This window comes from Halomonas bluephagenesis (genome assembly GCF_054790765.1).
This window is the reverse complement of the sequence record NZ_CP133631.1, coordinates 1,635,672-1,647,724: the sequence shown is the minus strand read 5'-3', so window position 1 is coordinate 1,647,724 and position 12,053 is coordinate 1,635,672. Positions and strand designations below refer to the sequence as shown.

Here is a 12,053-nt window from a genome sequence, read left to right as displayed (position 1 = left end):
ACGTTTGTCGCCCTTCCCACCCACGCGCTCAATGAGACTGCGAACATGATGTTTAAATTCGACAAACTCTACCGCCTCGGTGCCTGGGGTGCAGCGGCGTGTATGGTGGCTATTTGTGCACTTATCGCACTGCAGGTCACGTTTCGGTTAGTAGATGCGCTGCTTGTTTTGGTTGGCCTTAGCCGACTCGGCGTGAGCATCACCGGTGTTTCTGAAATGGCGTCTTATTTGTTAGTAGGAGCAACGTTTCTTGGGCTTGCCTACACCTTTGTTCACCATGCGCATATTCGGGTAACACTGCTTATCTCCCGCCTACCTGCTGCCATACGCGTCTGGTTTGAGGTGTTTGGGCTACTCATTGCGGTAGTGATCAGCTTTTTACTGACCTATGGCTTTATTGGATTGGCAAGGGAAAGCCTTCAGTACAACGATGTTTCGTCAGGCTTTTTATCTATTCCCTTGTGGATACCTCAATCGGTACTGGTCGTTGGGGGAGGGCTTTTGGCATTGGCGCTTATGGAAGCCTTGTGGATAGCGCTACGTATTGCCATCCGTGACCCTGCGAGCTTCCGTGAAGTGACCGCCATCGACGACAACGAAGCGCATTAAGACGCTACCCGGGAGACACCCTCGTGCTATTACTCAGTTTGGCTACCATCTTTACCCTTGTGGTGCTGTTAGGCAGTGGCGTCTGGATTGCCTTTGCCCTAATTGGAACTGCTTGGGTTGCCCTTCAGTTTTTTAGTCCCTTTGACCCCGGCCCTATTCTTGCCTCGGATTTTTGGGGAGCAAGTTATGGCTGGGATTTAACGGCGTTGCCGATGTTTATCTGGATGGGTGAGATTCTGTTTCGTTCAGGTCTTGCCGACAATATGTTTCGTGGCTTTTCGCCCTGGTTAAATCGCCTGCCGGGACGTTTGCTTCACACCAATATCATTGGCAGTGGAATGTTTGCCGCGGTATGTGGTTCTTCAGCGGCGACCTGTGCAACGGTGGGTAAAATGACCCTGCCGGAACTCGAACGCCGCGGCTATGACAGCAACATGGCGATTGGTACGTTGGCTAGCGCATCAACGCTGGGCTTGCTGATTCCGCCTTCCATCGTGCTGATTGTTTATGGCGTGGTGACTGAGCAGTCCATTACCCGGCTATTTATGGCAGGGGTTGGGCCAGGGCTAATGATTTTAGCCATGTTTATGACCTATCTGGTGCTGTGGGCCCTGTTGAAGGGTAATCGAAACGGGTTAACCGGTGCTGATGAGTCGGGTATGAGCTTTGTTGAAAAGCTGCGCAATACCTGGTCGCTGGTGCCAATTCTGCTGCTGATTGGCGGTATTATCGTATCGATTTATGGAGGCTTGGCATCACCAACAGAAGCCGCTGCGGTAGGCGTTGTGCTATCGATGGTCATTGCGCATTTTAATGGCCACTTTAATCGAGACATCTTTACCAGCTCGTTATTTGCGGCGGTGCGTACCGCTTGCATGATTGCCTTTATTATTGCTGGCGCGTCATTTCTGACCTCTGCGATGGGCTTTACTCAAGTGCCTATGCAGTTAGCTCGCACGATTGGTGAAATGGGTCTATCTCCCACGATGCTGCTGGTGGCTTTAACGGTGCTGCTGCTGATCATGGGCTGTTTTTTGGATGGTATTTCGCTGATTTTGTTAGTAACGGCCATTATTATGCCGGTGGTTAGCGCCGCTGGGTTTGATCTGATCTGGTTTGGTATCTATCTGGTGATTGTGGTCGAGATGTCACAAATTACGCCGCCCGTGGGTTTTAACCTATTTGTGATTCAAGGACTTACTGGTAAAGATATTGTCACCATCACGAAAGCCACGCTGCCCTTCTTCCTACTGATGTTGCTGGCGATTGCCTTCATGCATCTCTTCCCTGAGATCGCTTTGTATCTGCCCCAGGCAATGAACAGATAGCAGAAAATTAACGGTCAATCTTGGCCATGTACGGAGATGCCCCGGCGGCCAGAGCGTTTGATGAAATACATGCTCTGGTCGGCGGCATCTATCAGCTCACGTTCATTGCTGAAATTACCATCGCTTAAACACGCTATGCCCATAGAAGCGGTTATATACAGTGCTTCTTGGTCAATTTTCAACATAGGTTGTTCGTTTAAATGCAGAGCAATTCGTTCGGCTAACTGTCTAGCGGTCTGAGCTGTCTCATCGGGCAAGATAATTAAAAACTCTTCACCGCCATAGCGCCCAGCCAAGTCGCCTGAACGAGTTAGTGACGCTAGCGTTTTGCCAAAACGTTCTAGAATCAAGTCGCCTGTCTGGTGACCATATTGGTCGTTAAGTACTTTGAAGTGATCTAAATCGATAAACACGACTGACATCGTGCGGCCTTGCTCATTGCAAAGCGCAAAACGTTCCTGGAGCTGTTCTTCTAACCAGGCGCGGTTAGCCAATTGAGTCAGTGGGTCAATGCGGCTACGTTCTTCTAATGCAGAATTATGCAGCTGTAGTGTGTTCAACTGCTGCTGCTGAGCATCTAATCGTGCGGTGAGTGTTAATGCGTGTTGATAGAGTAGTTGTTGTGCGTCTTCCAGTAGCGTATGACTATCCACAGGCACTGGCACTGTGAGATCCAAAATATCAGTTAATAAATCAATTTGTTCGGGCAGCTGATGGAAAAGTGCTTCGATTGCATTCGTGGTCAGCGTTTCTGTGACCGCTAACTGTTTAAGCAACATTGCTAAGGCGGTACTTGGCTCAGGGCTGAGCCAAGCATCGGCGATTGAACCGGATAAACGTAGACAGAGTGTTGCCATGTCATCGGTTAAAAAGCCATCATGGCTTTGGTAAATAGCGTGCACGATTGGGGACGGTAAACCCCACTTTGCGGCTAACCAAGCGCCGATCCGCGTATGGTCACTGCCGAAGCGACGGCGTTCAGCGTTGACCAACCGTGCGTGAGGTATTTGATGTTCCGCGTATAGTGTTTCGGCTTCGTCTGGGTAGGTGGTGAGGATCGCCAGAATGCCAATATCTTGTAGCAGGGCAAGCGTGAACACGCTGCCTACCTTTTCGGGACAGAGTTGGTGAGCCAGCTTGCTTGCTACCACGGCTGCAACAATGACGCGGCGCCATGTTTGTAGAGCCGCATTCTCAGCGGGTGGCCAAGGAAACAGAGTGAAGCTCAATACGGTGGCAAGCGTTGCGTCTAACCCCAGTCGCTGTGTTGCTTCCAAGCTGGTTTGTGCAGGATGAGCTGAGCGAAGGTAGTGCACGCTATTGGCGGCCGCAATAAGGCGAGCCGTTAACCCAGGGTCACGTTCAATGACGCGAGCATAGTCGCTTAGAGGAGCCCGGGGAGAACGCGCTACTTCAAGCACTTGCATGGCAACAGCAGGCAGCGAAGGTAGGTTAGCAGCCCGTAATAACGCGTTACTAAGAAAATCGGGCAGCTCATTAGTGAGCGAGGCATAAAGTGTTTCGTTTACTGCTGAAAGGCCCGTCATGTTATCTCCCAACGTGCTGTCCAGCGTAGCGAGCAGCCACTAAGTTATGTGCTAAGCGATCAATCATAGAGTCTGCGTGTGTTAGCAGTGTCATATGTAGGCATTGTAAATCAGTAAAATAGCTGTTTATGCTGTATCCCGCTGCATTTTATTGCAACAGCTTATTGCAACAGCGCTATGTGGGCAGCTGCTCTAGAATGACAAAAGTGAGTGCGCCAATGCACACCAGAAACGAAGCGTTAGAGATTTTTCGCCAGTTGGCGGAAGGTTTGGGGCGCAGCGGAAGACCTGACTTTTATACGACGCTTGTCGAGCAACTTGCCCAACTGCTTGGGATTGATCATGCGTTGATCGCTGTGGTCACCGAGCCTAATATGGCCACAACGTTGGCCGTTTGGTCAAATAATTGTCATCAGGAAAATATCGCTTATTCTCTCATTGGAACGCCTTGTGAAACCGTTTTAGGTCGAGAGCCTTGCTTGTATGCCTGTGATGTTCAGGCGCGCTTTCCTAAAGACGAGTTGCTCGGCCAACTGGGTGCGGAGAGCTACATGGGGCTGCCTCTATTTTCATCAGATGGCTCCGCCATTGGCATCTTAGCGGTGTTAAGTAATAAGCCGATGCAGCTCGATGGGCTTGAAAACGAAATCTTGCGCATTGTGGCCGCTCAAGCGGGCGCCGAGCTAGGCCGTTGCCAAGCCGAGCAAGCGCTTCGTCAAAGTGAAGAAGTGGCTCGGGAGAGTGAGCGGCGTTTAAATACATTGCTCAATCACCTTCCTGGAATGGCCTATCGTTGCCTGAATGACCAACACTGGACGATGCAGTTGGTTAGCCAAGGTGCTGAAGCGCTCACGGGCTATCATCCGGACGAGTTACAAGACAATCGGCTCATAAGCTTCGCCTCCCTCATACATGAAGCCGATCAGGATCGTCTCTATTTAGCAGCACAGCAGGCAATTCAACAGCGTCAGCCATATCGCGTGGTGTACCGATTACGTCATCGGGATGGCAGCTACCGCTGGATGTGGGAGCAAGGTCAAGCTGTCATCGATGATGATGGTCATGTGGCCTATCTCGAGGGCTTTATCTCGGATGTGACTGATCAGCACGAATCGCAACGCGTGCAGGACGCGGTAGTACAAGTAGCCACGACGGTTACCTCACGCGTAGGAGATGATTATTTTCACCAATTGATCGCCACGTTAGCCACGTTATTAGAAGCAGATGCCGGGTTTATCGCATTACTGGATCAACCTGTTCCACAGCGTTTGGGATCAACTGACAAGAGAGACTCGGTGCTGCCCGCCACAGCAGCCCATACCGTTAGTTTAGTTGCTAATGGACAGTTAATAGATAACCAAACGTTTATGTTGCAAGGAACGCCTGCTGAGCGAGTAGTGTTTGAGCGCGAGAGCGTCGTTCAAAGTGGCCATTCGTTTACGTTGCCAGGCACCTCGCTCAGTACCCAGGCATGGATCGGCCGCCGCCTGGATAATGCCAAGGGAGATGCCATTGGCGTGATGATGGTGTTTTATCAAGCACCGCTGACCACCAATGCATTTGCGACCTCCGTGCTAAAAATTCTCTCTCCCGGTGCCGCCGCGGAACTCGAACGTCGCCGTGACCATCGACACATGCAGCGTCTCGCCTATACAGACAACACCACAGGCTTGCCTAACCGCGCACGTTTCATTGAGCTGTTGGCCAGCATGGGAAAAGAGGCGACTAGTCAGGATGACTCGCTCTCGTTACTGCTGCTGGATATTCGACGCTTTAAAGAGGTTAACGACCTACATGGCCATCAGGTAGGAGACCAGTTGCTCGTGACCGTGGCTGAGCGCTTGCGGCAAGCCAGTCTGTCCAAAAGTGCTGTCGCGCGACTTTCCGGGGATGAATTTACGATACTGCTACCCAACATTGAGGATGTTCGTCTTCAAGAAGTAGTGTTTCAGCTATGCGAGGTAATCAAGCGTCCCATCCAGTTGGGGCATCGTGTTTTTAACCTCGACGTCAGTATTGGGGTAGCCAGCTATCCAAGCGATGTATCGGATGGCGGCGAGCTGTTTAACGCGGCGAGTATTGCACTCCATCACGCAAAACGACGTGATAATAGCGTATGCCCCTATACACAGGCGATGCGTCAGACGATGGAACGCCGGCAATGGATGACCGAGCGCCTGCATCAAGCCATTATTGAAGGGCGTTTACAACTTTACTTCCAACCCCAGTTTAGTCTTGCTAGCAAAACATTGAAGGGGGCTGAAGCGCTGTGCCGCTGGTATGACCCTGAGTGGGGCTGGGTAAGCCCCGGCGAGTTCATTCCTCTGGCGGAAGAGCGTGGCTTGATCCGCATGCTGGGAGACTGGGTGCTAGAAGAAGCGGCAAGTCAGCTAAGCGTTTGGCAAACCAACAATACGCCGTTGCCGGGAAGGCTCTCAATCAATATTTCGGCCCAACAGTTTGCCGACCCTCAGCTAACCGCACATGTGGCTAAGCTAACTGCCTGCGTACCTCCATGCGCCATTGCGTTAGAACTCACCGAAAGCGATTTTATGCGTGATCCCGATCAAGCGGTCACGATTACTCAGTCTATGCGTCAGGCTGGCTACGCGCTGTTTATTGATGATTTCGGTACAGGTTACTCATCGCTCTCTTATTTGCGGCGCTTCGCTGCGGATGCGTTGAAGATAGACATTTCGTTTGTGCGTGACATGCTCGATAACCATCATGATCGGGCGATTGTACAAACCATCATCGCCATGGCCGACACGCTAGATATGAAAACTCTTGCAGAGGGTGTTGAAAGCTCGGCCCAGGCCGATTTACTAGCAAAAATGGGCTGCAGCGAAGCTCAGGGATACTGGTTTGGCCGCCCGTTACCCGCTGATGAGTTCGCGGCAATGTGGTTAACCCCTTAAGCCATTTTATGGATAGGTAAGGCGAGCAATAACCATTCTCAGCAATAGCGTCATCGTCCTGTCATCATCGTTGGCATACCCTACGCGCCGCCGAACTCGCGAAAAAAGGAGTGCCACATGCGCCTTGCTCTGTTTGACCTTGATGACACCCTCCTGGATGGAGACTGCAGCGACCGCTGGAATTTATGGATGATCGAGCTGGGTTGGATCCGTGATGCCGAAACCTTTATAGCCCGTGCCGAACAGATGCAGCAGGCTTATCATGCCGGTAAGTTGAAGCTAGAGGAGTACCTAGCGATGACCTTGGCGCCGCTGCGGGGCCGCCGAGTGATGGATGTACAAAAAGAGGTTGAGCGCTTTGTCGCTACTCATTTGCAGCCACGTGTTTTTGATCAAGCCTGGCGCTGCCTGGAAGCGCACCGTCAGTCAGGCGATACCCTAGTACTCATTTCTGCATCATCGCATCACTTGGTAGCACCGATTGCAACGATGCTAGGGATCGAGCATGTGTTGGCGGTAGAGCTAAGTGTCGAACAAGCGGGAAGTGGGACAAGCTACACCGGCCATAGCAGAGGCGTGCTCTCTTACCGAGGGGGTAAAGTACTGCGTTTTCAGCAGTGGCTAACCGAGCAAAAAATTATCCCCAGTCACACAACGTTCTACTCAGATTCCCGCAACGATATCCCGCTGCTGCAGTATGTCGACTGCCCAGTGGCGGTTAACCCTGACCCCGTGCTAGCGGAGGTGGCTAGTGTAGAAGGGTGGCAGCGCTTAGACTGGCGGATGGCAGCGTCGTCAGACGCTTCATCGGCCAATAATTTGCCAGGAAAATCGGCGCATGCCTGATGCCTACTATTTACAGTTAACGGAACAACTTCGTCATTTAATTACCCAGCATGCCACGCAGTGGGAAGGCAAGTTGCCCGCTGAGCGAGCGTTGGCAGAGCGCTTCTCGACTACCCGCGTTACGTTGCGGCAAGCCTTGGCGCAACTGGAGGGGGAAGGGCTTATTCACCGCAGCAATCGACGTGGCTGGTTTATTTCACCGGCTAGGCTGGTGTATGACCCCACCCGGGACGCAGGTTTTAACGACTATGTGCGCGCTCAGGGGCGGCAACCACGCACGGCGGTACTTAAGCTGGAGACCCGTTCTCATCTGGTGGCGGCCCGAGCCCTGGAACTGCCCGATGACCAGCCGTTTCACCACATTCGCCGTCGCCGTTACGTAGATGATCGCGCTGTGCTGGTGGAGTCGCTTTGGGTGGTGCCCGAGCGTGCGCCAGAGCTGCTAGACATCTACAGCGGACAGTCACTGTGGGGGCTGTTAAGAGAGCGATGGGGGCATCACTTGGCCAATCGCTCAATACGCATGGTGTCCGAAGCGCTGTCGCCATTAGATGCTGAAGAGTTACTCGTTGCCCCCGGCGCGGCAGGGTTAAACATTTGCCGCGCCATTTTTGATGGTCAACAGCGGCCCATTGAGTTTGATGAGGAGCACTGGCTGCATGACTCCCTTTGCATTAGCGTTGAGCTATCGGGCCAGCAGTAACACGGTTACGAAGACAGGGACGCTCGCGAGAAACCTCACAAGATCCCTCACAAGAACCTACGCTTGAGCGTACACAACAACTTAAAAAATCGGTCAAACAAGCGTCATCGCACTGTCATTTAACGGCGGGAAACTCCTGGTCTATACCAAAACGCTGGGAGCCTACCATGTCGAAACTTCGCCGTTTGTTCCAACCTAATCAGATTGCAACTGCTCTGCTTGCAACGGCTGCCGTTGCCTTCCCTTCTGTGGCTAGCGCCACTGAGCTAACGGTGTACACCGCCGTTGAGTCAGATGATCTGCAAAAATACGCCGAGCGCTTCAATGCTGCTCACCCCGATATCACCATTAACTGGGTGCGTGATTCTACGGGGGTGATTACCGCGCGCTTGCTAGCGGAAAAAGACAATCCCCAGGCAGACGTTATTTGGGGCTTAGCAGCCACCAGTCTGCTGGTGCTTGAAGAAGAGGGCATGCTGGAACGCTACGCCCCCGCTGGCGTTGAAAATCTCGATCCAAAATTTATTGATGCCGCTTACCGGAACGGTGAAGACCCTGCGTGGGTAGGCATGGATGCCTGGGTAGCGGCCATTTGCTACAACACCATTGAAGGCGAGCGTCAGGGCGTACCCATGCCGACCTCCTGGGAAGACCTGACCCAGCCAGAGTTTGAGGGGCATGTGATTATGCCTAACCCCAACTCCTCCGGTACCGGCTATCTGGATGTAGCCAGCTGGATGCAGCTGTGGGGCGAAGAGCAAGGTTGGGACTATATGGACCGTCTGCATAACAACATTTCCCGTTATACCCACTCAGGCTCTGCTCCTTGCAGCCTGGCGGCCACCGGTGAAGCGGTTGTTGGCGTGTCGTTTGCCTTCCGTGGGGCACGGTTAAAATCCCAAGGCGCACCAATTGAAGTGATCTTCCCGGAAGAGGGGCTTGGCTGGGATATGGAAGCTGCCGCCATCGTTGCGGGAACCACCAAACAGGAAGCTGCACAAACGCTGATGGATTGGGCTGTTTCCCGTGAAGCTAACGAACTCTATAACGAAGGTTATGCCGTGGTGGCCTATCCAGGTGTGGCGCAGCCGATTGAAAACTACCCCGCTGACATTGCGGATCGCATGATTGATGCCGACTTCCAGTGGGCTGCGGTTAATCGCGAGCGCGTGCTGGCAGAGTGGCAGCGCCGCTACGACGGTAAGACCGAACAGTAAGCACGAATCAGTTGCCCCGGCCAAGGCCGGGGCTTGGAGATGTTATGCAGACCACACTGACATCGCCGCTGACGGCTCACTCGGCGGCGAAACCCCACTTACCCTCTGCGCACCTAAGCATAGATGGCGTCACTAAACGCTTCGGAAGCTTTACCGCGCTGGATAACATTGCGCTACAGATTCAGGAAGGCGAGTTTGTATGCTTTTTAGGGCCTTCTGGCTGTGGCAAAACAACCCTGTTACGCACCATTGCAGGTCTGGCTCAGCAAACAGCAGGTAGCTTAATTCAGCGTGGCAAGGATATTTCCACGCTGCCCCCGCAAGCGCGGGATTTTGGCATCGTGTTTCAATCTTATGCGCTGTTCCCCAATCTGACCGTGTTCGATAACGTTGCCTACGGGTTACGCAATCGTCGAAGTGATCGGGCGACGATTGATGCCCGCGTGGCGGAGTTACTTGCACTAGTTGACCTTAATGGTAGCGAGCATAAATATCCTGCTGCGCTTTCTGGCGGGCAGCAGCAGCGGGTTGCGCTGGCGCGGGCGCTGGCGACTGAACCCGGCCTGTTACTGCTTGATGAGCCGCTCTCCGCGCTGGATGCTCGAGTACGCGGCCATTTGCGACATCAGATCAAAGCACTACAGGCACGCCTTGGCGTGACCACCATCATGGTGACCCATGATCAAGAAGAAGCACTCACCATGGCTGATCGTATCGTGGTGATGAATCACGGGGTGATCGAACAAGTAGGTACGCCTGCCGAGATTTACCACCAGCCCGCCAGCGCTTTTGTGGCGTCATTTATCGGCACCATGAATTTTCTAGAGGTGACCGCCCAGGCGAATAACCACGCGCTGCTAGGCACTATTTCATGCCCTTGTTTGCCGCATACTTACGCGAAAGACCAAGCAGCTCAACTGGCCATTCGCCCCGAAGCAGTCGCGCTTAGTGCCAGCACCACCGGGCTGAGCGGTGATGTTATGGGCATTGAGTTTTTAGGTGCGTTTCAGCGGGTATCTCTGCGTCTGAGCGATACTGAACAATGGCTACTGGCTGATGTTCCCAGCCGTGATAGCGCCACACTGGGGTTACGGCTAGGGCAAAACCTGGGTATCCATTTGCCTGCCGACGCTGCCCGGTTATACCCGGCTGGGAGCAACCAGTCATGAGAGCGAGTACGTTTTCAGGCTCTGCCTCAAAGCCATCGCTGGAGGCATTGATACGCCTACTCGTGCTGTTAGCGGGCGTGGCGCTGTTAGTGATTGGCCTGCTGTTCCCGCTATTTGCGATGCTGGTGAAAAGCCTGCAAGACCGCAGCGGCGACTTTATTGGGCTAGCAAACTTTGTGCAGTACTTTCAAACGCCAGCACTGGTCAATTCAATTGCCAACTCGTTGCGCGTGGCATTCACCACCACGGTAGTGGTCGCTGGGCTCGCCTTTTTATGCGCCTACGGCATTACCCGTACCTGTATGCCAGGCAAACGGCTCTTTCGAATGTTGGCGATTTTGCCCATTTTGGCACCTTCGTTGCTGCCCGCCATTAGCTTGGTGTATCTGTTTGGTAACCAGGGTTTTTTGCGCGACGTGCTGGCAGGTCATTCTATTTATGGGCCGATCGGCATTGTGATGGGCATGAGTTTTTGGATTTTTCCCCATGCGCTAATGCTGCTAACCACGGCGCTGACTAACAGCGATGCACGCCTCTATGAAGCAGCAGAAGCACTGGGCACGCCGAAGTGGCGCACGTTTTTGACGATTACGCTGCCCGGAGTGCGCTACGGGCTAATTTCATGTCTGTTCGTTGTCTTTACGCTGGCAATTACCGATTTTGGTGTGCCGAAAATTATTGGCGGCCAATTCAGCGTGCTCGCCACCGATGTGTACCGTCAGGTAGTGGGCCAACAGAATTTCCAAATGGGCGCGGTGGTTAGCGTTATTTTGTTAATGCCTGCGGTGCTATCGTTCATCGTTGACCGTTGGATACAGAAACGCCAGGTGGCTCAGCTTTCGGCTCGGGCAGTGCCATGGCAACCAACGCCTAGCCCGCTGCGAGACTGGACGTTTGCGCTGCTGTGTTATTCGGTCGCGGGCATTATTCTGCTGGTCATTGGTACCGCAGTGTATGCGTCGCTCATACAGTTTTGGCCCTATAACCTGTCGTTCACTCTGCAGCATTACACCTTTCAAGGCTTAGCTGGCGGTGGCTGGGGTGCGTGGTTTAACTCCCTCAAACTGGCATTTAGCGTCGCGTTAGTGGGCACACTGGTGATTTTCTTTAATGCGTGGCTGATTGAAAAGAGCGAAGGCTATCGCCCGTTGCGTCAAGGCCTGCACTTTATGGCCATGCTGCCTATGGCGGGTCCAGGTATGGTGCTGGGCCTGGCTTATATCTTCTTTTTCAACCAGGCAGGTAACCCCCTTAACTGGCTGTACGGGACCATGGCGATTCTGGTGCTCAACACGCTAGTGCACTTCTATACAGTGTGCCACCTCACTTCTGTCACCGCGCTGAAACAGCTCGATCCGGAGTTTGAAGCCGTGGGTGCCTCGCTAAAAGTACCGTTCTGGACCACGTTTAGCCGCGTGACATTGCCGGTGTCACTGCCCGCCGTGCTGGATATTTCGGTCTACCTGTTCGTCAATGCGATGACGACAGTGTCAGCGGTGGTGTTCCTCTATAACAGTGACACGCGGCTGGCTTCAGTGGCGGTGCTGCACCTGGACGAGGCGGGCTATTTTGCTAGCGCCGCGGCCATGGCCGTGCTGATTTTCCTGACCTCGCTGGTGGTTAAACTGCTCCACGCCGCACTTACCCACGTTCTGCTAAACAACGCTCAGCGTTGGCGCCAAGCGAGCTAGAGATAGCTCGCTGCGCTAGCGGTTA

9 protein-coding genes are annotated in these 12,053 nt (G+C 53.2%); 8 read left to right on the top strand and 1 reads right to left on the bottom strand.

The window, feature by feature from the left end:
• Positions 1 to 45 precede the first annotated feature (45 nt).
• Together REH51_RS07235 and REH51_RS07230 are read left to right on the top strand one after the other, a co-directional pair.
• Complete coding sequence (locus REH51_RS07235) at positions 46 to 609, top strand: TRAP transporter small permease (RefSeq protein ID WP_498937377.1); 564 nt, start codon at positions 46 to 48, stop codon at positions 607 to 609.
• Between the two features lie 23 nt (positions 610 to 632).
• Entirely contained in the window at positions 633 to 1,937 is a 1,305-nt protein-coding gene (locus REH51_RS07230) for a TRAP transporter large permease (protein WP_498937375.1), read from the top strand.
• 14 nt (positions 1,938 to 1,951) lie between these two features.
• On the opposite strand, the gene REH51_RS07225 is transcribed toward REH51_RS07230, so the two are convergent.
• On the bottom strand, positions 1,952 to 3,484 hold the full coding sequence (locus REH51_RS07225; protein ID WP_234668000.1) for a GGDEF domain-containing protein: 1,533 nt from the start codon (positions 3,482 to 3,484) through the stop codon (positions 1,952 to 1,954).
• 218 nt (positions 3,485 to 3,702) lie between these two features.
• Here REH51_RS07225 and REH51_RS07220 point away from each other — a divergent pair, with 218 nt between their 5' ends.
• The 6 genes from REH51_RS07220 to REH51_RS07195 all read left to right on the top strand — a co-directional run bounded on the left by REH51_RS07220 (position 3,703) and on the right by REH51_RS07195 (position 12,028).
• Positions 3,703 to 6,402, top strand: coding sequence for a bifunctional diguanylate cyclase/phosphodiesterase (locus tag REH51_RS07220; protein WP_498937373.1), 2,700 nt, complete (start codon positions 3,703 to 3,705; stop codon positions 6,400 to 6,402).
• Between the two features lie 117 nt (positions 6,403 to 6,519).
• Complete coding sequence (locus REH51_RS07215; protein WP_009722971.1) at positions 6,520 to 7,248, top strand: HAD family hydrolase; 729 nt, start codon at positions 6,520 to 6,522, stop codon at positions 7,246 to 7,248.
• Entirely contained in the window at positions 7,241 to 7,951 is a 711-nt protein-coding gene (locus REH51_RS07210) for a UTRA domain-containing protein (protein WP_009722970.1), read from the top strand. Before REH51_RS07215 ends, REH51_RS07210 begins: the two co-directional genes overlap by 8 nt.
• A 167-nt stretch (positions 7,952 to 8,118) precedes the next feature.
• The gene (locus REH51_RS07205; protein ID WP_498937371.1) at positions 8,119 to 9,168 is read left to right on the top strand and encodes a putative 2-aminoethylphosphonate ABC transporter substrate-binding protein; all 1,050 of its coding nucleotides are present in this window, start codon (positions 8,119 to 8,121) and stop codon (positions 9,166 to 9,168) included.
• A 44-nt stretch (positions 9,169 to 9,212) separates the two neighbouring features.
• Positions 9,213 to 10,337, top strand: coding sequence for a putative 2-aminoethylphosphonate ABC transporter ATP-binding protein (locus tag REH51_RS07200; RefSeq protein ID WP_009722968.1), 1,125 nt, complete (start codon positions 9,213 to 9,215; stop codon positions 10,335 to 10,337).
• The gene (locus REH51_RS07195; RefSeq protein ID WP_498937369.1) at positions 10,334 to 12,028 is read left to right on the top strand and encodes a putative 2-aminoethylphosphonate ABC transporter permease subunit; all 1,695 of its coding nucleotides are present in this window, start codon (positions 10,334 to 10,336) and stop codon (positions 12,026 to 12,028) included. Before REH51_RS07200 ends, REH51_RS07195 begins: the two co-directional genes overlap by 4 nt.
• The last annotated feature ends 25 nt before the right edge of the window (positions 12,029 to 12,053 follow it).